The 20330-nt window shown below is 67.9% G+C and carries 20 protein-coding genes; 14 read left to right on the forward strand and 6 right to left on the reverse strand.

Annotation, left to right across the window (positions count from 1 at the left end; genetic code table 11):
- Positions 1-8: 8 nt before the first annotated feature.
- From PHR85_RS09670 to soxZ, 14 genes are all read left to right on the forward strand, one after another.
- The gene (locus PHR85_RS09670) at positions 9-827 is read left to right on the forward strand and encodes an ABC transporter ATP-binding protein (RefSeq protein ID WP_300053591.1); all 819 of its coding nucleotides are present in this window, start codon (positions 9-11) and stop codon (positions 825-827) included.
- A 28-nt stretch (positions 828-855) separates the two neighbouring features.
- Entirely contained in the window at positions 856-1737 is an 882-nt protein-coding gene (locus tag PHR85_RS09675) for a branched-chain amino acid ABC transporter permease (RefSeq protein WP_300053594.1), read from the forward strand.
- Positions 1738-1748: 11 nt separating this feature from the next.
- Positions 1749-2822, forward strand: a complete 1074-nt coding sequence (locus PHR85_RS09680) for a branched-chain amino acid ABC transporter permease (RefSeq protein WP_300053597.1) — start codon at positions 1749-1751, stop codon at positions 2820-2822.
- A gap of 53 nt (positions 2823-2875) precedes the next feature.
- Complete coding sequence (locus PHR85_RS09685) at positions 2876-4231, forward strand: ABC transporter substrate-binding protein (protein ID WP_300053600.1); 1356 nt, start codon at positions 2876-2878, stop codon at positions 4229-4231.
- 17 nt (positions 4232-4248) lie between these two features.
- Positions 4249-5073: an ABC transporter ATP-binding protein gene (locus PHR85_RS09690; RefSeq protein ID WP_300053602.1), complete on the forward strand. Its 825-nt coding sequence runs from the start codon at positions 4249-4251 to the stop codon at positions 5071-5073.
- 132 nt (positions 5074-5205) lie between these two features.
- Complete coding sequence (locus tag PHR85_RS09695) at positions 5206-6417, forward strand: acyl-CoA dehydrogenase family protein (RefSeq protein ID WP_300053604.1); 1212 nt, start codon at positions 5206-5208, stop codon at positions 6415-6417.
- Positions 6418-6428: 11 nt separating this feature from the next.
- Positions 6429-7574 carry an FMNH2-dependent alkanesulfonate monooxygenase gene (gene ssuD, locus PHR85_RS09700; RefSeq protein WP_300053606.1) on the forward strand — a complete coding sequence of 382 codons (1146 nt, stop codon included), beginning with the start codon at positions 6429-6431 and terminating at the stop codon, positions 7572-7574.
- Positions 7571-8416 carry an amidohydrolase family protein gene (locus PHR85_RS09705; RefSeq protein ID WP_300053609.1) on the forward strand — a complete coding sequence of 282 codons (846 nt, stop codon included), beginning with the start codon at positions 7571-7573 and terminating at the stop codon, positions 8414-8416. Before ssuD ends, PHR85_RS09705 begins: the two co-directional genes overlap by 4 nt.
- A gap of 122 nt (positions 8417-8538) precedes the next feature.
- Complete coding sequence (locus PHR85_RS09710) at positions 8539-8904, forward strand: c-type cytochrome (RefSeq protein ID WP_300053612.1); 366 nt, start codon at positions 8539-8541, stop codon at positions 8902-8904.
- The gene (locus PHR85_RS09715; RefSeq protein WP_300053615.1) at positions 8901-10181 is read left to right on the forward strand and encodes an NAD(P)/FAD-dependent oxidoreductase; all 1281 of its coding nucleotides are present in this window, start codon (positions 8901-8903) and stop codon (positions 10179-10181) included. Before PHR85_RS09710 ends, PHR85_RS09715 begins: the two co-directional genes overlap by 4 nt.
- A gap of 3 nt (positions 10182-10184) precedes the next feature.
- A complete protein-coding gene (locus PHR85_RS09720; RefSeq protein WP_300053618.1) occupies positions 10185-11219 on the forward strand; it encodes a YeeE/YedE thiosulfate transporter family protein in 1035 nt (344 codons plus the stop codon).
- A 6-nt stretch (positions 11220-11225) separates the two neighbouring features.
- Positions 11226-12584: an FAD/NAD(P)-binding oxidoreductase gene (locus tag PHR85_RS09725; protein WP_300053619.1), complete on the forward strand. Its 1359-nt coding sequence runs from the start codon at positions 11226-11228 to the stop codon at positions 12582-12584.
- 11 nt (positions 12585-12595) lie between these two features.
- On the forward strand, positions 12596-13075 hold the full coding sequence (locus tag PHR85_RS09730; RefSeq protein WP_300053622.1) for a thiosulfate oxidation carrier protein SoxY: 480 nt from the start codon (positions 12596-12598) through the stop codon (positions 13073-13075).
- Positions 13076-13088: 13 nt separating this feature from the next.
- Positions 13089-13418, forward strand: a complete 330-nt coding sequence (gene soxZ / locus PHR85_RS09735; RefSeq protein ID WP_300053625.1) for a thiosulfate oxidation carrier complex protein SoxZ — start codon at positions 13089-13091, stop codon at positions 13416-13418.
- A gap of 34 nt (positions 13419-13452) precedes the next feature.
- Here soxZ and PHR85_RS09740 read toward each other — a convergent pair whose 3' ends face one another.
- The 6 genes from PHR85_RS09740 to PHR85_RS09765 form a co-directional block, all read right to left on the reverse strand.
- On the reverse strand, positions 13453-14106 hold the full coding sequence (locus tag PHR85_RS09740) for a methionine ABC transporter permease (protein WP_300053628.1): 654 nt from the start codon (positions 14104-14106) through the stop codon (positions 13453-13455).
- Positions 14087-15250, reverse strand: coding sequence for a methionine ABC transporter ATP-binding protein (locus PHR85_RS09745; protein WP_300053631.1), 1164 nt, complete (start codon positions 15248-15250; stop codon positions 14087-14089). The genes PHR85_RS09740 and PHR85_RS09745 overlap by 20 nt, the downstream gene beginning before the upstream one ends.
- A 68-nt stretch (positions 15251-15318) precedes the next feature.
- Positions 15319-16128 carry a MetQ/NlpA family ABC transporter substrate-binding protein gene (locus PHR85_RS09750; protein ID WP_300053634.1) on the reverse strand — a complete coding sequence of 270 codons (810 nt, stop codon included), beginning with the start codon at positions 16126-16128 and terminating at the stop codon, positions 15319-15321.
- Between the two features lie 37 nt (positions 16129-16165).
- Positions 16166-17527, reverse strand: coding sequence for an LLM class flavin-dependent oxidoreductase (locus PHR85_RS09755; RefSeq protein WP_300053637.1), 1362 nt, complete (start codon positions 17525-17527; stop codon positions 16166-16168).
- A 42-nt stretch (positions 17528-17569) separates the two neighbouring features.
- Entirely contained in the window at positions 17570-18886 is a 1317-nt protein-coding gene (locus PHR85_RS09760) for an acyl-CoA dehydrogenase family protein (protein WP_300053639.1), read from the reverse strand.
- 45 nt (positions 18887-18931) lie between these two features.
- Positions 18932-20161, reverse strand: coding sequence for an acyl-CoA dehydrogenase family protein (locus PHR85_RS09765; RefSeq protein WP_300053641.1), 1230 nt, complete (start codon positions 20159-20161; stop codon positions 18932-18934).
- Positions 20162-20330 lie beyond the last annotated feature (169 nt).

Genomic DNA, 20330 nt, shown 5'->3' on the forward strand with positions numbered 1-20330 from the left:
AACAGACCATGAGCCATTCGCGCTACCCGCATCCATCGTCGCCAGCCAACGCCAGCGGGCATCCCGTGCTGCTGAGGCTCGAAGGCATCACCGTGCGCTTCGGCGGGGTCAAGGCGGTCAGCGACATCAGCTTCACGGTCCACCAGGGCGAGCTGCTCTCCGTCATCGGCCCCAACGGCGCGGGCAAGAGCTCGCTGCTCAACGTCATCAACGGGGTCTACCGACCGGCGGCGGGCCATATCGAATGGGCGGGAGAACGCTACCCACGGCTCCTGCCCGAGCAGGCCGCGCAACTGGGGATCGCGCGCACCTTCCAGAACCTCGCGCTGTTCAAGGGCATGAGCGTGATCGAGAACCTGCTGACCGGACTCAACCTCAAGACCAGGAGCACCGCCCTGGCGCACGCGCTGCGTCTGCCCGGCGCACGCCGCGAGGAAGCCGCGCAGCGCGCGCAGGCCGATTCCATGCTCGAACTGCTGCGGATCCAGCGCTACCGCGACACCCCGGTCGGCCAGCTGCCCTACGGCCTGCAGAAGCGCGTCGAGCTGGCCCGGGCGCTGGCCGCCGAGCCGCGCCTGCTGCTGCTCGACGAACCGATGGCCGGCATGAACGCGTCCGACAAGCACGAACTCGCCCGCCTGATCGTCGAGGTCAACCGGCGGCTGGGCACGACCATCGTGCTGATCGAGCACGACATGGGCGTCGTGATGGACATCTCGGACCGGGTCGTCGTGCTCGACTACGGTCGCAAGATCGCCGACGGACTGCCCGCCGAGGTGCGCGAGCAGCCCGACGTGATCGCCGCCTACATCGGCGCGGTGCACTGAGCGCCGCGTCCACACTGGAGACGAATTCATGGAATTCTTCATCGAGGTCCTGATCGGCGGGCTGCTCGCGGGGGTCATGTATTCCATGGTCGCGATCGGCTTCGTCCTGATCTACAAGGCATCGGGCGTGTTCAACTTCGCGCAGGGCTCGCTGGTGCTGTTCGCCGCGCTGACCTATGTGAGCCTGGTCGAGCGCGGCTTCGACGCCTGGCTCGCCCTGCTGCTCACGCTCGCCGCGATGATCGCCATCGCCTGCTCCGTCGGCCAGGTGGTGCTCAAGCCGCTGATCAACCGGCCGCCGATCGTGCTGTTCATGGCCACGCTGGGCCTGAGCTTCATCGTCGAGGGGCTCGCCCAATGGCTCTGGGGCGCGCAGGTGCACCAGCTCGAGCTCGGCATCGATGACAAGCCGCTGGATCTGGCCGGCGTCTTCGTCAGCGAGTTCGACCTGTTCGCCGCCGCCACCGCCGCGCTGCTGGTCGGCCTGCTGAGCCTGGCATTCAACCGGACAAGGGCCGGACTCAAGCTGCGCGCGGTCGCCGACGACCCGCTCGCCGCGCTCGCGATCGGCATCCATATCGAGCGCGTCTGGGCGCTGGTCTGGTCGGCAGCGGCCACCGTGGCGCTGGTCGCTGGCCTGCTCTGGGGCGCGCGCACCGGGGTGCAGTTCTCGCTCTCGCTGGTGGTGCTCAAGGCACTGCCGGTGCTGATCATCGGCGGCTTCTCGTCGATTGCCGGCGCCATCGTCGGCGGGCTCATCGTGGGCGCGAGCGAAAAGCTGGCCGAGGTCTACATCGGCCCCTTCTTCGGCGGCGGCATCGAGAACTGGTTCCCCTACTTCCTCGCGCTGGCCTTCCTGTTCTACCGGCCCTACGGCCTGTTCGGCGAGCGCACCGTCCAGCGCATCTGAACCGAGACACCATGAGCCACACCTTGACTTCCGAGCTGCCGGCGCCGCTGCAGCCGGCGCCACCCGTCGCAGCCCCGCGCCGTCCGAAATGGGGCTGGATCGCCGGCCTGCTGTTCGCGGCCCTGGTCGTGCCGCGACTGGGCAACGACTACTGGTTCTCCGCCGTGCTGGTGCCTTTCCTCGTTTTCGCGCTCGCGGGCCTGGGCCTGAACCTGCTGACCGGCTACACCGGCCAGCTCTCGGTCGGATCGGCCGCCTTCATGGCGGTGGGCGCCTTCGCCACCTACAACTTCGCGCTGCGCCAGCCCTGGCTGCCGCTGCCGGTCAGCCTGGTCCTCGGCGGTCTCGTCGCCGCGCTGTTCGGCGTGCTGGTCGGCCTGCCCTCGATCCGGATCAAGGGCTTCTACCTGATCGTCTCGACGCTGGCGGCGCAGTTCTTCGTCCAGTGGGTGCTGGTCAAGTTCGGCTGGTTCTCCAACCACAACCCGTCGGGCGTGATCTCGGCGCCCAGGCTGGAGCTGTTCGGGCTCGACTTCAGCTCGCCCTCGGGCCGCTACCTGTTCACGCTCGCGGTCGTGGTGGCGCTGACCTGGGTCGCGCGCAACCTGGTCACCAGCGCGACCGGGCGCAACTGGATGGCCGTGCGCGACATGGACACGGCCGCGGCCGTGATCGGCATCCCGGTGCGCCGCGTCAAGCTGCAGGCCTTCGCGATCAGCTCCTTCTACCTCGGCGTGGCCGGCGCGCTGTGGGCCTTTGCCTATGTCGGCACGGTGGAGCCGCACGGCTTCGACCTGACGCGCTCGTTCCAGCTCCTGTCCATCATCATCATCGGCGGCCTCGGCAGCCTGAGCGGCGCCTTCCTCGGCGCGGCCTTCATCGTGCTGTTCCCGATCCTGCTGTCCCACCTGGCGGCGCAGTTCCTCGGCGGGCTGATCGACCCGGCCAACGTCGAGAACGCCCAGAAGATCGTTCTGGGCAGCCTGATCATCTGGCTGCTCATCAAGGAGCCCGAGGGCCTGGCCCGCCTCGTCGCTCGCGCCTGGGCCAGCCGGCCCGGCCGGACCTCGAAACCGACCGCCTGAAGCCGTCGCCCGAATTCCAGCACCCCCCATCCCCCCATTCAGGAGTGAACCCAATGAAAAACCGATTCCATCGCCTACTGCACCTGACCGCGCTGGCAGCAGCCGTCGGCCTGGCTTCGGTCGGCGCGCAGGCGCAGACCAAGGCCCCCAGCGAGCAGTATTTCCCGCTGCAAAGCTACCGCGTCGGCCCCTATGCCGCCGGCGGCACCGGCTTCTTCGGTGGCTTCATCGACTACCTGCAGCTCGTCAACCAGCGCGATGGCGGCGTGGGCGGCGTCAAGTTCAGCTGGAGCGAATGCGAGACCGAATACGTGGTCGAGAAGGGCGTCGAGTGCTACGAGCGCCTCAAGAAGGGCCTCAACGGCGCCCCCGCTGCCGCCACCAACCCGCTGTCGGTCGGCATCGCCTACGCGACGCTGGAGCGTTCGACCGCGGACAAGCTGCCGCTGATCACGATCAACCATGGCCGCACCGATTCGACCGACGGCCGCGTCTTCCCCTATGTCTTCCCGCTGCAGCTCAACCCCTACAGCGAGGTGTCCGCGATCGTCAACTACATCGGCCAGCAAAGCGGCGGCCTCGACCAGCTCAAGGGCAAGAAGATCGTCACGCTCTACCACGGCTCGCCCTACGGCAAGGAAACCATCCCGGTGCTGGACATCCTGGCCAGGAAGTACGGCTTCCAGGTCCAGCATGTCGAGGTGCCGCACCCTGGCAACGAGCAGCAGTCGCAGTGGCTGACCATCCGCAAGGAAAAACCCGACTGGGTGATCCTGCGCGGCTGGGGCGTGATGAACCCGGTGGCGCTCAAGAACGCGCAGAAGGTGGGCTTCCCGGCCAACAAGGTGATCGGCAACATCTGGAGCAACTCCGAGGATGATGCCGCGCCGGCCGGCGACGCCGCCAAGGGCTATATCTCGATCACCACCCACCCGTCCGGCACCGAATTCCCGGTGCTCAAGGACATCAGGAAGCACGTGGTCGATGCCGGCAAGGGCAACCTGGCCGATCCGAAACGCTTCGGCAATGTCTACTACAACCTCGGCGTGGTCAACGGCATCCTCAACGTCGAGGCGGTGCGCGTCGCGCAGGCGAAGTTCGGCAAGCGCGCGCTGAGCGGCGAGGAAGTGCGCTGGGGCTTCGAGAACATCCACATCGACGATGCCCGCCTCAAGCAGCTCGGCGCCAGCGGCCTGCTGCAGAAGCTAAAGCTCAGCTGCGCCGACCACGAAGGCGGCGGCGCGGTGCGCTTCCAGCAATGGGATGGCAAGGGCTGGAAACTGATCAGCGACTGGGTGCAGGCCGATCGCGCGCTGCTGCGCCCGATCATCGAGGAGTCTTCCGCCAAGTACGCCAAGGAAAAGGGCATCACCCCGCGCGACTGCGCCAAGGAATTGGCGGCCAGGTAATGCCCGGGAGCCCTGCCATGCGCGTGACAGACGGACCAGTGCCCGCCCTGCTCGAACTCGATGCGGTCGAGGCGGCTTATGACGGCGTGATCGTCGCGTTGCGCGGCGTCTCGCTGCGCGTGCCCAGGGGCGAGATCGTCGCCCTGCTCGGCGCCAACGGCGCGGGCAAATCCACCACGCTGAAGGCGGCCTCCAGCCTGCTCGGCGCCGAGCGCGGCACCATCGTCGCCGGCCGCGTGCGCCTGGACGGCCGCGAGGTCACGGGCCTGGCGCCGCACCGGCTGGTCGAGCTCGGCGTGTCGCAGGTACTGGAAGGCCGGCATGTGTTCGCCCATCTGTCGGTCGAGGACAACCTCAGGCTGGGCGCCTTCGTGCGCCGGCCCAGCCGCGCCGACCTCAAGGCGTCGCTGGAGCAGGTGTACCAGCGCTTTCCGCGCCTGAAGGAGCGCCGGCGCAGCCAGGCCGGCTACACCTCGGGCGGCGAGCAGCAGATGGTCGCCATCGGGCGCGCGCTGATGGCCAGGCCTCGACTGGTGCTGCTCGACGAGCCGTCGATGGGCCTGGCGCCGATCGTGGTGCACGAGATCTTCGAGGGAATCAGGCAGCTCAACGAGCAGGACGGCGTCAGCTTCCTGCTGGCCGAGCAGAACGCTGCGATCGCGCTCGAATACGCGCACCACGGCTACGTGCTGGAGACCGGCCGGGTGGTGCTCGACGGCAGCGCCGAGACGCTGCGCGCGCGCGGCGACGTGCGGCGCTTCTACCTCGGCGAGGGCGAGGCGCAGCGGCTGTCGTTCATCGACCCGCACCAGCGGCGGCAGTTCCACGCCGCAAGCGCTTGATGGTTCGCCCGGCCTGCCGATCGGCAGGCTTTTTTCATAACCGTTTCGCGCATAAACACAGGCGGAAAACTTCGTTGGTGAATCGGTGGCCGGCTCCTAGACTGGATTCATATCTCACCGATCCACACCAAGATGCTTCTCACCGATTCAGCCACTCAACCATCTGGACATGCGGTTCCATCGCTGGCGGAAATCGAACGCCGCACAGAAGCACTCGCGCAGCTGCTCGCCACCAACGCGGTCGAGCGCGACCGCGCGGGCGGCCACGCCGCCGCCGAGCGCGAGCTGATCCGCGCCAGCGGCCTGCTCGACCTCACGACGCCGCGCGCCCAAGGCGGCTGGGGCCAGTCGTGGCAGACCTTCTATGCCGGACTGCGCCGCATCGCCCAGGCCGACAGCTCGCTGGCGCATCTCTATGCCTTCCACCACCTGCAGGTCGCCACGGTCCTGCTCTATGGCAAGCCCGAGCAGCACGAATTCTTCCTGCGCCCCACGGTCGAGCAGCGCCTGTTCTGGGGCAATGCGCTGAACCCGAACGACAAGCGCGCGCTCGCGACCGAGGATGGCGAAGGCTGGCGCATCAGCGGCCCCAAGAGCTACTGCTCGGGCTCGGTCGGATCCGACCGCCTGACCTTCTCGGCCTGGCACGAACCGACGCAGAGCCTGCTGATCGGCGCGCTGCCGAGCGACCGCGCCGGCGTCACGATCCGCGGTGACTGGGATGCCTTCGGCCAGAAGCAGACTGACAGCGGCAGCGTCACCTTCGACCAGGTGCGGCTGGAGCCGCACGAGGTGCTGGTACGGCCCGGCGAGCAGGCAACGCCGCGCGCGACGCTGCGGTCCCAGATGGCGCAACTGATCCTGACCAACCTCTACGTCGGCATCGCCCGTGGCGCGCTGGAGCAAGGCCTGCGCTACACGCGCGACTCATCGCGGCCCTTCTTCGCTGCCGGCGTCAGCCGCGCGATCGACGACCCCTATGTGCAACAGCGCTACGGCCAGCTCGCGGTGCTGGTACGGCCGGCCGAGGTATTGGCCGATATCGCGGCACAGGCCATCGACCAGGCGCTCGCGCTGGGCGATGCCGTCACGGCGGCGGACCGTGGCCGGGTGGCGATCGCGGTCGCCGAGGCCAAGGCGGTCGCCCACCGCGCCGCGATCGAGGTCAGCAGCCAGCTGTTCGAGCTGACGGGCGCGAGCGCGACCTCGTCGCGCTTCGGGCTCGACCGCTTCTGGCGCAACGCGCGCGTCCACACCCTGCACGACCCGATCGACTACAAGCTGCGCGACCTCGGCCGCCATGCGCTGACCGGCGCCTTCCCCGAACCCACTTCCTATTCCTGAAAGATCGCATCATGAGCCTCGACATCTTCTGGTTCCTGCCCACCTCGGGCGACACCCGCTACCTCGGCAAGTCCGATTTCGGTCGCCCCGCCACCAACGACTACATGAGGCAGATCGCCGTCACGGCCGAAAGCCTGGGCTACGACGGCCTGCTGATCCCGACCGGCAGTTCCTGCCTCGACCCCTGGGTGACGGCCGCCAGCCTGATTCCCGTGACCCAGCGCATCAAGCTGCTGGTCGCGCTGCGCACCTCGGTCAGCGGGCCGACGGCCTCGGCGCGTCAGGCCGCGACGCTGGACCAGGCGCTCAAGGGCCGGCTGCTGCTCAACGTGGTGGCGGGTGGCGATGCCACCGAATTCGCCGCCGAGGGCGTCCACCTCTCGCACGACGAGCGCTACGAGGTGGCAGACGAGTTCCTGACCGTCTGGCGCCGCCTGCTGCAGGGCGAGCAAGTCGACTTCGACGGCAAGCATTTCCAGATCGAGGGTGCCAGGAACCATTTCCCGCCGGTCAGCCAGCCCTACCCGCCGCTCTACTTTGGCGGCTCCTCGCCGGCCGCGCATGAACTGGCGGCCCAGCATGTCGATGCCTACCTGACCTGGGGCGAGCCGCCCGCCGCCGTGGCCGAGAAGATCGCCGATGTGCGCGCGCGCGCCGCCAGGCACGGCCGCACCGTGCGCTTTGGCGTGCGGCTGCAGGTCATCGTGCGCGAAACCAACGCGGAGGCCTGGGCCGCCGCCGAGCACCTGATCAGCAAGCTGACCGACGAGGAAATCCAGACCGCGCAGGCCAACTTCGCCAGGATGGACTCGGTCGGCCAGAAGCGCATCACCGAACTGCACGGCGGCGACCGCAACAAGCTCGAAATCAGCCCCAACCTGTGGGCCGGCGTCGGCCTGGTGCGCGGCGGTGCCGGCACCGCGCTGGTCGGCGACCTCGAAACGGTGGCCGCGCGCCTGAAGGAATATGTCGATCTCGGCGTCGACAGCTTCGTGCTGTCGGGCTACCCGCACCTGGAGGAAGCGATCCGCTTCGCCGAGCTGGTGTTCCCGCTGCTGCCGGGCAAGCAGCCGGTCACGCTGCGCGACCAGACCATGACCGGCGGCGCCTTCGACGTGCGCGCCACCGAAAAAACCGAACTGAGGAAGGTCGCATGAACGTGATCGACATGCGCTGCCGGCCCGCCTACCTGCACGACTTCTTCGGCGCGACGCCGGGCACGGCGGCCAACGAGACCGCGCGCTGGCTGAATCGCCGCGTCGGCACCCGGGGCGACGACGAGCATTACGCGCGCTCGCGCACCCACGAGGGCTTCCTGGCCGAGATCACCGACGCCGGCCTGAGCCAGGCGGTGGTGGTGGGACGCCACACGCCCGCGCAGCACCTGCCCAACGACCACATCCACCAGATCGTGCGTTCGGACCAGCGGCTGGTCGGCGTCGGCGCGGTGGACCCGGAGCTGCTCGGCGCAGCCACGCTGGCCGAGGTCGACCGGATCGTCAACGATCTCGGGCTGGCCGGGGTCAACCTGGAGCCCGGCTTCGGCGCTCCGGCGCGCCATCCGGACGACCGCGTCTTCTACCCCATCTACGAGCGGCTGTCCGAACTCGGCGTGCCGGCCTTCCTGATGTCGGGTCCGACCACGCCCGACCAGCGCTACAACGACCCGGCGCCGCTGGCGCGGGTGGCGGCCGATTTTCCGCAGCTGCGCCTCGTGGCCTACCACGGCTACTGGCCCAACGTGCAGCAACTGCTCGGCGTCGCCTTCCGGCACGAAAACGTCTTCCTGGTGCCCGACATGTACCTGTTCCTGCCGGGCAGCGAGCTGCTGGTCGACGCCGCCAACGGTTTCCTGTCGGAGCAGCTGCTGTTCGGCTCGTCCTACCCGTTCCGCCCGATCAGACAGAGCATCGAGGATGCGCGGCGGCTCGGCTTCAGGGACAGCGTGCTGGACAAGTTCTTCCACGACAACGCCAGCCGCCTGCTCGCCAGGGCTTGATCAGGCTTGACGGCAGTACCGCGCACTGCGGCGCATGGCGAGCGTGCTACGCTCACGCCTCGCCAAGGACCGGGATAATCACCTCTTTGGCTAGAGATCACTGTCTGTACCGCCAGTACAGCTTGAACCTGACCGAACCCCCTGATTTTCCTGGACTGATGATGCTTGAGCGCATTTTTCGCTGCCTCCCCCTGGCCGCCCTGCTGTACCTTGGCCCGTCGCTGGCGGGATCGGCGGCGGAGTTGCCGCCCGAGGCCGTCTCGGTGCTGACCGGGTCTTGCGCCAATTGCCATGGCCCGGACGGCAATGGATCGGCGGGCATCCCGCCCCTGCGCGGCCAGTCGGAAAGCAGCCTGCGCGCCAGCTTGCTGGCCTTCCACGAAGGCAAGGTCGAGGAGGTGACGGTGATGACACGCTTGATGAAGGGCTACGACCGGCCGCAAATCGAGGCGCTGGCCAAGTGGTTTGCGGCGGAGGGCAAGCGATGAGCACGCTATCGCGCCGCGAGACGCTGAAGACGCTGGCCGCCAGCGGAATGACGCTGGCCATGCCGGCGCTGGTGCGCGCGCAATCGACCGCCGCCCGCGTGGTGGTGGTGGGCGGCGGGTTTGGCGGGGCCACGGCGGCCCGCTACCTGAAAATGCGCGCCCCGGACGTGCGGGTGACGCTGATCGAGCCGGCGCCGCGCTTCTACACCTGCCCGTTCTCCAATCTCTACCTGGCCGGCCTGCGTGACTGGCAAAGCCTGGGCCACGGCTTTGACGGCTTGCGGGCGGCCGGCATCGAGGTGATCCAGGCCTCGGCGCAGGACGTGGACGCGCATGGGCGCACGGTCACGCTGTCGACGGGCGACAAACTGGCCTGGGACCGCCTGGTCCTCTCGCCGGGCGTCGACATGCGCTGGAACGCGCTGGCCGGCTACGACGAGGCGGCCGCGCAACACGCCCCGCACGCCTGGAAGGCCGGGCCGCAAACGCAGCTGCTGCGCCGGCAACTGCAAGCCATGCCCGATGGCGGCACCTTCGTGATGGTGATCCCGGACAACCCGTTCCGTTGCCCGCCTGGCCCCTACGAGCGGGCGGCGCTGGTGGCGCATTACTTCAAGCAGCACAAGCCGCGCTCCAAGGTGCTGCTGCTGGATGCCAAGGACAATTTCTCGAAGAAACCGCTGTTCCAGCAAGGCTGGAAGGCGCTCTACGGCGAGATGGTGGAATGGGTGGGCCTGGCCGACGACGGCCGGGTGATGAGCGTCGATGCCCAGGCATTGACCGTGCGGACGGCCTTCGGCCAGACCCATCGGGCGGACGTCCTGAACGTGATCCCGCCGCAGCAGGCGGGCTGGATCGCGCAGCGGGCCGGCGTGGTGGATGCGAGCGGCTGGGTGCCGGTGAGGCCGGAGAGCTTCGAGACCACCCGGGCGCCGGGCATTTACGCCTTGGGCGACGCGACGCTGGCCGCGCCGATGCCGAAATCGGCCTTTTCCGCCAACATGCAAGGCAAGATGGCGGCGGCGGCCATCGCGGCGGAACTGACGGGCCAGCCCCTGCCGCCCGCAGTGTACGCCAACACATGCTACAGCCTGCTGGCCCCGGGCCATGGCATCTCGGTGGCCGGGGTCTATCGGCCGGAGCAAGGCAAGATGATCGAGGTCCCCGGCTCGGGCGGCGTCAGCCCGCTGGCGGCGACGCCCGCCTTCCGTGCCGCCGAGGCGGCCCATGGCGATGCCTGGTATGCGTCCATCAGCGCCGATGTCTGGGGAGCCTGAGGCATGAGCCTGCTGTGGGCGGGTTTCCTGCTGGGCTGCGGCTTTGGCGTGTCGGCCCGTTTGGGGCGCCTGTGCTTGCTGCGTGGACTGCGGCAGCGACTGCGGGGCGATGCGGCGGCACCGGCGCTGCGCGCCTTCGCGCTGGCGCTGGCCACCGCCATGGCTACGACGCAGTATCTGGCCGCCATCCATGAGATCGATCTGTCGCAGACGGTGTTGCTGCGCACGGAATTCGCCGCGGGCGGGCTGCTGATCGGCGGCCTGCTGTTCGGCCTGGGCATGAGCCTGGCGCGCAGTTGCGGCGCCCGGGCGCTGGTGCTGCTGGCCGGTGGCAACCTGCGCGCGCTGGTGGTGCTGGCCGGCCTGGGGCTGGCGGCACAGGCGTCGCTGACGGGCGTGCTGGTGCCGCTGCGACAGTGGCTCCAGCTCGGCCAGGTGAGCCTCGATGCGGCTTCCTTGCCGGCCTACCTGGCCAGCCAGGGCCTGGCGACCGGGCCGGCGCTGCTGCTGGGCGCGGGCCTGCCGGTGATGGCCCTGCTGTTTTTTGCCCTGCGTGGCGGGCTGTTGCGCCGCGCCCCTGGCGAGGCGGCCATGGCGGTGGCAGTCGGCCTGCTGGTCACGCTGGGCTGGTGGATCACGACCCATGTCGGGGTGGACGAGTTCGATCCGGTGCCACCGACCTCGCTGAGCTTCATCGGCCCGGTGGCGGAATCACTGCTGTATGTCCAGCTGGCGGTCGGGCGGGCGTTCAGCCTGGGGCCGGCGATCGTGTCGGGCACGCTGGCCGGGGCGGGTGTCACGGCGCTGGTCTCGCGCAATTTCGTGCTGGAAGGCTTCGAGGCGCCCAGGCCACTACTCAGCTATCTTGCCGGCGGCCTGCTGATGGGCTTTGGCGGGGTACTGGCCGTGGGTTGCTCCATCGGCCAGGGCCTGTCGGGCCTGTCCACCCTCGCCCTGGCCAGCTTGCCGGCCTGCGGCGGGATTATTATCGGAGCCTGCATTGGCCTCGCCATAAAAAATACATTTATTAAAAAGTAACTACCAATGAAACGTCGTGAACTCCTGCTGACACCCTCCAAGCTCGCCCTGACAGCGGGCATGGCCTCCCTGTCGCTGCCCTCGCTGGCCACGCCGGCCGCACCGGCGGCGCCGGCGCTGCTCACCCTCAACAACCGCCTCCTGCCGCGCGCGGGCAAGAAGCCGCGCATCGTGATCTGCGGCGGCGGCTGGGGCGGCATGACAGCCGCCCGCTACCTGCGCGAGCTGGTGCCGAATTCGGACGTGATCCTGCTCGAGCGCAACCCCACCTTCTGGTCGGGCCCGATGAGCAACAAGTGGCTGCTCGATATCGTGTCGACGGACTTCGTGAACCACGACATGCAGCGCCCGGCCAACCAGTACGGCTACAAGCTGATCCAGACCGAAGTCATCGGCTTTGACCGCGACCGCAAGCTGGTGTACACGGCCATGGGCGCGCTCGATTACGACTTCCTGATCCTGTCCGGCGGCATCCGCAATGCCTACGACGCCTGGTTCGGCAACGACCAGCGCGCCATCGACTACACCCGCGAGCATTTCCCCTCGGCCTATATCCCGAACGCCGAGATGTTCGCCCTCAAGCGCAAGATCAAGGAATTCAAGGGCGGCACCATCGTCATGACGCTGCCGCCGCCGCCGCACCGTTGCCCGCCCTCGCCCTATGAGCGGGCCTGCCTGATCGCGGCGCACATCAAGAAGAACAAGATCCCGGGCAAGATCGTGATCCTGGATCCCAAGCCGAAGGTGGCGCCGATCAGCATGGGCTACCAGACCGCCTTCCGCGAGCTGTATCCGGACATCATCACCCATGTGCCGAATGCCAAGGTGCAGGAACTCGATCCGTTCAAGAAGCGCATCAAGACGACCGCCGGTGAATTCGAATTCGACGACGCCATCCTCATGCCGCCGCACCAGGCGGCCGACATGGTGCGGCACGCCGGCCTGATCGGTACCGACGCCACCGGCAAGCCGACCGGCTGGGCCGACATGAACCCGCGCCTGTTTACCGCCAACAGCGATGACAGCGTGTATTTCGTCGGCGACCTGATGGGCGCCATCTCGCCGCAGTTCGGCCACTACCCGAAGAGCGGCCATGTCGCCAACTACATCGGCAAGATCGTCGCCCAGAACATCGCCGAGCGCGTCGCCGGCAAGCCGGTCATCGCCCGCCTGCCGGACAACCTCTGCTACATGATGGTGAACATCGAGCCGATGGAGGAAATCTCCGTGAAGTTCGAATACGAGGTGGATCAGGCTGGCCAGGTCAACCAGACCCAGATCGACGTCGATGTGCGTACCGCCGACATGGTGAAGGAAGACTTCGACTGGATCAACGGGAAGTTCCAGGACTTCCTGGCCATCTGACGGAGCGCGCGATGAAACGACGAGATTTTGTCGCGGGCGGCACCCTGCTGGGTTCTGCCTTGGCGCTGCCGGCGGCCTGGGCGCAACCCCCGGCCCGGCCAGCCCAGTCCAGGCTGCTGGAGCCCAACCCGGCCGAGTTCCGGCGCCAGTGGGCGGCGTTTGTCGGCAAGGCCAAGCCGATCGAGGGCGGGCTCAAGCTCGACCTGCCGGTGCTCGCCGACAACCCGAGCGCGGTGCCGGTGGGCGTCCTGCTGACGGCCCCCGTCACGGAAAGCCACTACTGCAAGGAACTGATCCTGCTGGCCGAACTCAACCCGGCCCCGCTGACCTGCCGCCTGCAGTTCTCCGCCATCTCCGGCACGACGGAAGTCGCCGTCCGCCTGCGCCTGAGCCAGTCGCAAACCGTCCACGCGCTGGCCCTGATGAGCGATGGCCGCATCCTGGTTGCCCGCCAGGCCGTCACCGTCGCCGCCAGCGGCTGCGGGATGTAAAGGAGATCGCCATATGAGTACCAAACCGCCCCGCGTCTGGGTCAGCAACCTCAAGCCCGCCAAGGGCGAGCTGGTGCGCGTGCGCGCCCAGGTCGAACATCCGATGGAAAGCGGCCTGCGCCTGGACGCCAACGGCCAGCTTCGCCCGCGCCACATCATCAGTCGATTCGAGGCAAGATTCGGTCCTCACCTGCTCCTGAGCTGGGAGCCTGGCATCAACATCTCGCCCAACCCCTACCTGGAATTCACCTTCCTCGCCCGCGAAGCCGGTGAACTCGTGATGATGTGGACCGACGAAAAAGGCCCGACCATCGAGGCCCGCAGGACCATCGCGCTGGCGTGAAAAGGGCCTCGCTCCTTTTACTTCATGGCGTCCATCAGCGTGCTCGCAAGCGCCCGACCCAGAAGTCGCCCGCGAACTGCACCAGGCTGACCAGGGCGATCAGCACCACGATCACCGCGATCATCACCGTCGTGTCGAAGCGCTGGTAGCCGTAGCGGATCGCCAGGTCGCCGAGCCCGCCAGCGCCCACGGCGCCGGCCATGGCCGAGGCACCGATCATCGACACCAGCGTGATCGTGAAGCCGCCGATGATGCCGGGCAGCGCCTCGGGCAGCAGCACATGGCGCACGATATGCCAGCGCCGGCAGCCCATGGCCTGGGCGGCCTCGATCAGTCCGTGCTCGACCTCGCGCAGGCTGACCTCGGCGATGCGCGCGAAGAACGGCGTGGCGCTGATCGACAGCGGCACCACGGCGGCCCAGATGCCGATCGTCGTGCCCGTGATCAGTCGCGTCAGCGGGATCAGCGCCACCAGCAGCACGATGAAGGGCGTGGCGCGGAAGGCGTTGACGACGCTGCCCGCGATCCGGTTGAAGCGTGGCGCTTGCAGCACCCCGCCCGGCGATGTCAGCACCAGCAACACGGCCAGCGGAATGCCCGCGACCAGCGCGATCAGCCCCGAGGCACCGACCATGAGCAGCGTGTCGAGCAGGGCCTCCCAGAGGCGTTCATACATGATCGGCGACATATCCGAGCTCCTTGGCGTGGTGGCAGAGTTGTTGTTGGACCAGCTCGGCGGCGGCAGGCCCCTGGGCGGCGGTGGCGATCAGCAGCCGGCCGTGCGTATGGCCCTGGATGCGATCGACGCCGCCATGCAGCAGCCGCACCCGGCTGCCGAGCGCGCCGGCGATGCGGTCGAGGTCGGGTTCGATCCGGCCCTGGCCGGTAAAAACGAGTTCCAGCACCCGCTGGTACGACCCGCTCGCTGGCGCCTGCAGCGAGAGCCTCTGCGGCAGGTCCTGCGGCAGGTCGTGCTCCAGCGGACGCAGCAGCGCGCGCGTGGCGTCGTGCCGGGGATCGCCGAACACCGACCAGACCGGCCCGGTTTCGGCGATGCGGCCCTGCTCCAGCACCAGCACCTGGTCGCAGATCTCGCGGATCACGCCCATCTCGTGCGTGATCAGCACCACCGTCAGGCCGAGCTGGCGGTTGATGTCGCGCAGCAGCGCCAGGATGGACTGGGTCGTTTCGGGGTCGAGCGCCGAAGTGGCCTCGTCGCACAGCAGGATCTCGGGGTGGTGCACCAGCGCGCGCGCGATGCCCACGCGCTGCTTCTGCCCGCCCGACAGGCGACCGGGGTAGGTGTTTTCCTTGCCCTTGAGCCCGACCAGCTCCAGCAGTTCGTTGACGCGCTGGCGCACCTGCGCCTCGCGCACGCCCGCCACGCGCAGCGGCAGCGCCACGTTGTCGAACACGGTCTTGGCCGACAGCAGGTTGAAATGCTGGAAGATCATGCCGATGCGGCGGCGCAGCGCGACCAGTCCGTTCTCGTCGAGGCGGCTGATGTCCTCGCCGTCCACCAGCACGCGACCGGCGGAGGGCTGTTCGAGCCGGTTGATGGTGCGCAGCAGGCTGGACTTGCCCGCCCCGCTGCGGCCGATGATGCCGAAGATGCGGCCAGCCGGAATCTCGAGGTCGATGTCGGCCAGTGCCGTCACCGGACCGGCCGACGAGTGATAGGTCTTGCCGATGTGCTCGAAGCGCACCGAGCCGGCCGCCGGGCGCAGCGACGCGCCAGTGCCAGCCGGCACGGCGGGTTGCGCGTACGGAGCGGCCTCGGGAGCCGGGACAAAGAAGGACTTGGAGCCTAAGGTCAGATCGATGGCGCTCATTGCACTTTTCCCTTCAGCCAGGGCAGGCCGTGGCATTGGTGGTTGCCCGTGAAGGCGACATGGATGGCTTACTTGTTCAGCCAGGCCAGCGTGTAGAGCTTCGGGTCTCCCCCGAAGGATTTCTGCACCTGGTCGCGCACGGCCTTGGATTCCTGGAAAATCTTCACGAACTGCTTGATGCGCGGGTCGTTGGCGTTGTCCTGACGGGAGACGAAGCGGATCGCGTAGTAGCTGTCAGCCGCCCCGGAGTAGATCAGGCCGGCACTGGCGAACCGCGGCTTGCCCGCGCTCACGAAATGCGCCGGAATGCCCTGCGCCAGCTCCACGTCGTCGATGGCGCGCACGAGCTGCGGACCCTCGACTTCGACGAACTTGAGCTTCTTCGGGTTGCTGACGATGTCGTTGACGCTGACCTTGGCGCCGGCGCCGTCGCGCAACTTGATCAGGCCGGCCTTTTCCAGCAGCAGCAGGCCGCGCCCCTGGTTGACCGGGTCGCTGGCCACGGCCACTTTCGCGCCGTCCTTCAGTTCATCGAAGCGCTTGATCTTGTACGAGAACAGACCGATGTTGGGCAGCACGCCGATGCCGGCCACGGCGAACTTGTAGCCGCGCTGCTGGATGGCGTTGTCCAGGAAGGCCTGGTGCTGGAAGTAGTTCAGGTCCAGATCGCCCGCGGCCACCGCCTCGTTGGGCGTGGTCCAGTCGGTGAACTCGACAATCTTCACGTCCAGGCCGGCCTTCCTGGCATCCGCCACCGCCGCCGCCAGGGCATCGGCATGCACACCGGCCGAGGCGCCGATCTTGAGGGTCTGGGCCTGCGCCGCGCAGACCAGCAGCAGGGAAGAAACGGCGGTCAGCAGCAAACGGGTCAGTTTCATGATGAGGTCCTGTTGTGGGTTCAGAGGGGGGGAAAGCTCAGGCGAGCTGGCGGAACTGCGCGGCGGCATGGCGCTCGGGCAGGCGGTCGCCCTGGCCGAACAGCTTGTGGCGCAAGCTGCCTTCGGCATAGGCGGTCTTGTAGAGGCCACGGTTCTGCAACTCGGGCACGACGAAATCGACGACATCCTCGAAGCTCTCGGGCACCACGGTGCGCGTGATGTTGAAGCCGTCGATGCCGGTCTCGTCGGCCCAGGACTGCAGTTCATCCGCGACCTGATTGCCGTCGCCGACGATGGCCGGGTAACGCCCGCCCAGCTTGAAATGTTCCAGCAGCTTGCGTCGGGTGCCGCCCAGCTGCTGGAGCGCACGCACCGAGGACTGGATCGCATTGGTCTGGCCCGACTCGATCGGCTCGTCGAGCCCGTGGCGCGACAGGTCGATGCCCACGCTCGACGAGAAATGCGCCAGCCCGGCCTCCGGACTCGCATGGCGCAGATACTCGTCGTGCTTGTCGCGCGCCTCCCGTTCGGTGGCCGCCGGCACCAGCGTCAGGCCCAGCACGATCTTGAGGTCGTCGGCGCGGCGGCCCGCCTTGACCACCTGCTTGCGCAGCTCCTGCACGGTCTGGCGCACGGCGGCCTTGTCGTTGCCGCCGATGAAGACCACTTCGGCATGGCGCGCGGCAAAGACCTGGCCCCGGCCCGAGGTGCCGGCCTGGAACAGCACCGGCGTGCGCTGCGGCGACGGCTCGCAGAGGTGATAGCCCTCGACGTCGTAATAGCGGCCGTGGTGGCGCACCTGATGCACCTTAGCCGGATCGGCGAAGATCCGGGCCGCCTTGTCCCGCTTGACGGCATCGTCTTCCCAGCTGCCCTCAAGCAGCTGATAGAGCACGTCGAGGCATTCGTCGGCGCGCTCGTAGCGCTCGTCGTGCAGCAGTTGCCGCTGCTGGCCGATGGCGCGCGCGGCGCTGTCGAGGTAGCCGGTCACGATGTTCCAGCCAAAGCGCCCGCGCGTGAGCTGGTCCAGCGTCGAGAAGCGCCTGGCCAGCAGATAGGGATGTTCGGACAGCGGGTTGACCGTGACGCCGAAACCGAGGTGCCGGGTCGCGGCCGCCATCGCCGAGACCAGCAGCATCGGGTCGTTGACCGGCAGCTGTACCGACTCCCTGAGCGTCAGGTCGATGTTGCCCTGGTAGACGTCGTAGACGCCCAGGATGTCGGCGATGAAGAGGCCGTCGAACAGGCCGCGTTCGAGCGTGCGGGCCATGCCGGTCCAGTACTCCAGCGTGTTGTATTCGGTGGTCCGGTCGCGCGGGTGGGTCCACAGGCCGTGGTTGATGTGGCCGACGCAGTTCTCGTTGAACGCGTTGAGGATGAGTTGTTTTTTCTGGGTCATGACGTTCGCGATGGAAGGCGGTGCGTTGCGAGGGATGAAGGCTCAATCCACCAACGCGGCCAGCGGAATTTCCCGGTCCTCGACCGGCGCTGTGACATCGATCACCGTTTCAGCCCCAGCCGCATCGGGGTGGCTCACGCTGGCTGGGTGGCTGCTTGAGGAGGCCGGCTCAGGTTGACGCGACGCGCGCAGGCCTTCGGTCGCGGATCGGGCCAGGTTGGCGATGACCATGTCGTCCTGGGGCGGGTTGTAGCGGCTGCACTGCACATCGCGGAAATAGCGTTCCAGCGGCAGCTCCCTGGACAGCGCATGTCCGCCGACGATGCCCATCGCCAGCTCGACGATGCGGATCGCCTGGTTCGTCACCTGATGCTTGGTGATCGCGACCTCGTGGTCGAGCCGGTGCTTGATCGCGTCGTGGCGCTCCCAGCGCTCGGCCAGGCCATAGAGCAGGGTCTTGGACGCGCCGATCAGCAGCTCGATCTCGCCGAGCTTTTGCTGCACCTGGGGCGCGTCGAGGATCGGCCCGCCCAGGCTGTGCGACTGGTAGCGGTCGGCGAAATCGAGCGCGAAGTCGCGCGCCGCCGTCGCGATACCCAGATAGACCGCGGAGATTTGCAGGCCGAAGGCCCGGCTGCCGGTGGTGAAGCTGCTGGGCTGGTCCTTGTCGATGTAGCTCAGCAGCGCGTCGTGGGGCACCAGCACCTGGTCGAACTCGATGTCGTGGCTGCCGGTGCTGCGCATGCCGATCGTGTTCCAGTTCTCGATGATGCGCACGCGTTCCGACCTGGGCACCAGGAACTCCGCCACCCGCCCCTCGTCCTCGACCAGGGCGTAGACGATCATCTGCCCGAGCCCGGGCGCCGCCGAGCAGAAGGCCTTGCGGCCCTGGATCAGATAGCCCTGTCCGGTCCGGCGCGCCACGGTGGTCGGTTGGGAGCCGCGCAGCAGGTTGCCGGCCTCGCGCTCGGTGACCAGCACGTTGACCAGGTCGCCGCGCCGCACCACGTCCCGGCACAGTCGCTCGAAGGCCGGGCGCTGCCACTTGAGGTCGAAGCTCAGGTAGCCGAAGACCATCAGGTGCCAGCCCAGCGCCAGCGCGGTGGAGCCGCTGCCCCTGGCCAGGCGCTCCTGGAACAGCAGCAGCTGGTAGAGCGAGAGACCGTCGCCTCCAAGCGCCTTGGGCAGCGTCAGCTTGAGCGCGCCGCGTTGGCGCAGCAGTTCGAAATGCGCGTGCGGGAATTCGCCCGACTCGTCGTATTGGCGCGCCGTGCTGGCGATCTCGGCCGCCAGTTCGTCGGCATAGGCCGCGAGGGCGGTGTCGCTGGCATCGCGAAGGGTCACATCGACGGTCATCATGGCTGTTTTCCTGGATATTGGGTGAGAGGCGTGGCTGGGTGCGATTCAGAACAGGCCTGAATGCGGCGGCTCGGTTCCCTTGAGCCGGTAGGCACCGACCACCGCCGCCTTCCAGTGCCGCGGGTTGTGGTTGGCCACCGTGCGGGCGTTGCGCCAGTGGCGGTCCAGGTTGTGCTTGCGTGCGGTGGTGGAAGCTCCGCCGACGTCGAACAGCAGTTCCGCGGCCTTGAGCGCCGCTTCGGCGGCCACATACTGGGCCTGCGCCACGTCGATCGCCGCCTGGGTGATGGAGGCATCGTCGAGGCCGGACGCCCAGGCGGCATCGATGCTGTCGGCGGCCTGCAGGACCACGGCCTCGGCCGCGAAGGCGCGCGCCGAGATCTCCCCGACCGAGAACTCCACGTAGGGATCGTCGACCGAGCGGCTGGCCGTGCTGTGCTTGATCGGACGGGCATGGTCGCGGGCGAATGCCACCGCATCGTCGAGCGCGTTGCGCGCGATCCCGGCCTCGACCGCGCCCAGGAACAACTGCGCGTAAGGGGTCACGATGCTGCGCTGGCCGTGCCCGCCGGCATACAGGTTCTGCGGCACGATGTCCTCTTCATGGACCCGCACGTGGTTGAGGTTCGTGGTGCCGCTCGCCGTCAGGCGCTGTCCCATGGCATCGAAATCGTCGATCAGCTCCAGGCCCTCGCGGTCCCGTGGCAGCATGAAGCGCACCTCGCGCCCGGCTTCATCGATCGCCACTGCGCTGACCCAGTCCGAGTACAAGGCGCCGGTGCTGTAATACTTGCTGCCGTTGGCCCGGTAATGGTCCCCTTCGCGCACCAGACTGGCGCTGATGGCACCGTTGGCGCCGCCCACTTCCCAACCCGCGTTGCCGAACAGCTCGCCATTCAGGTAATGCGGCAGCCAGCGTTGCCGGGCGGCCTCGTCGTCGCTGGCGAGCAGGCCTTCGAGGAACAGGAAGCCGGGCCGCAGCGCCTGCGCCACGTTCGAGTCCACCGCGGCGACATCGATGACGAACTGGATCACGTCGCGCACCGACGCCCCGCTGCCGCCCCGGGCCTGTGGAATGCGCCAGGTCAGCAGCTTTTCGGCGCCGATGCGACGAATCGGCTCGTGCGGCAGGATGCGGTGGCGCTCCCGCTCCTCGGCGCCGAGGCGCAACCGGGGCAGCAGCGCAGCCGCGCGGCGCTGGAGCTCGGCCACGCTCAGGCGGCTCCCCGTATCAGCCGGGGGTAGCGATTTTTCAATCGTGATGTCACTGGTCATCGTGGAGCTTCTTTCCTGGATAGCGTCAAAGTCGTGCACTGAAGCGCCGACTGGAATGGGGCACAAGCCGCTGGACTTGAGGCCGTTTTGACGATCGTAGGAAGGCAGCGCGCAGCCAACAAGCAATGAATTCGCATGACGACATCCGCAAAAGATTTCCAGATTTGCT

The organism is Malikia sp. (assembly GCF_028687635.1).
Lineage (GTDB): Bacteria > Pseudomonadota > Gammaproteobacteria > Burkholderiales > Burkholderiaceae_C > Malikia.

What these genes read in the sequence shown, in the direction of transcription:
- PHR85_RS09695 (WP_300053604.1), top strand. Translation starts at nt 5,206, where the DNA reads ATGCTTCTCACCGATTCAGCCACTCAACCATCTGGACATGCGGTTCCA.
- PHR85_RS09670 (WP_300053591.1), top strand. Translation starts at nt 9, where the DNA reads ATGAGCCATTCGCGCTACCCGCATCCATCGTCGCCAGCCAACGCCAGC.
- PHR85_RS09705 (WP_300053609.1), top strand. Translation starts at nt 7,571, where the DNA reads ATGAACGTGATCGACATGCGCTGCCGGCCCGCCTACCTGCACGACTTC.
- PHR85_RS09730 (WP_300053622.1), top strand. Translation starts at nt 12,596, where the DNA reads ATGAAACGACGAGATTTTGTCGCGGGCGGCACCCTGCTGGGTTCTGCC.
- PHR85_RS09765 (WP_300053641.1), bottom strand. Translation starts at nt 20,161, where the DNA reads ATGACCAGTGACATCACGATTGAAAAATCGCTACCCCCGGCTGATACG.
- PHR85_RS09750 (WP_300053634.1), bottom strand. Translation starts at nt 16,128, where the DNA reads ATGAAACTGACCCGTTTGCTGCTGACCGCCGTTTCTTCCCTGCTGCTG.
- PHR85_RS09745 (WP_300053631.1), bottom strand. Translation starts at nt 15,250, where the DNA reads ATGAGCGCCATCGATCTGACCTTAGGCTCCAAGTCCTTCTTTGTCCCG.
- ssuD (WP_300053606.1), top strand. Translation starts at nt 6,429, where the DNA reads ATGAGCCTCGACATCTTCTGGTTCCTGCCCACCTCGGGCGACACCCGC.
- PHR85_RS09685 (WP_300053600.1), top strand. Translation starts at nt 2,876, where the DNA reads ATGAAAAACCGATTCCATCGCCTACTGCACCTGACCGCGCTGGCAGCA.
- PHR85_RS09720 (WP_300053618.1), top strand. Translation starts at nt 10,185, where the DNA reads ATGAGCCTGCTGTGGGCGGGTTTCCTGCTGGGCTGCGGCTTTGGCGTG.
- PHR85_RS09755 (WP_300053637.1), bottom strand. Translation starts at nt 17,527, where the DNA reads ATGACCCAGAAAAAACAACTCATCCTCAACGCGTTCAACGAGAACTGC.
- PHR85_RS09725 (WP_300053619.1), top strand. Translation starts at nt 11,226, where the DNA reads ATGAAACGTCGTGAACTCCTGCTGACACCCTCCAAGCTCGCCCTGACA.
- PHR85_RS09675 (WP_300053594.1), top strand. Translation starts at nt 856, where the DNA reads ATGGAATTCTTCATCGAGGTCCTGATCGGCGGGCTGCTCGCGGGGGTC.
- PHR85_RS09760 (WP_300053639.1), bottom strand. Translation starts at nt 18,886, where the DNA reads ATGATGACCGTCGATGTGACCCTTCGCGATGCCAGCGACACCGCCCTC.
- PHR85_RS09680 (WP_300053597.1), top strand. Translation starts at nt 1,749, where the DNA reads ATGAGCCACACCTTGACTTCCGAGCTGCCGGCGCCGCTGCAGCCGGCG.
- PHR85_RS09690 (WP_300053602.1), top strand. Translation starts at nt 4,249, where the DNA reads ATGCGCGTGACAGACGGACCAGTGCCCGCCCTGCTCGAACTCGATGCG.
- soxZ (WP_300053625.1), top strand. Translation starts at nt 13,089, where the DNA reads ATGAGTACCAAACCGCCCCGCGTCTGGGTCAGCAACCTCAAGCCCGCC.
- PHR85_RS09740 (WP_300053628.1), bottom strand. Translation starts at nt 14,106, where the DNA reads ATGTCGCCGATCATGTATGAACGCCTCTGGGAGGCCCTGCTCGACACG.
- PHR85_RS09715 (WP_300053615.1), top strand. Translation starts at nt 8,901, where the DNA reads ATGAGCACGCTATCGCGCCGCGAGACGCTGAAGACGCTGGCCGCCAGC.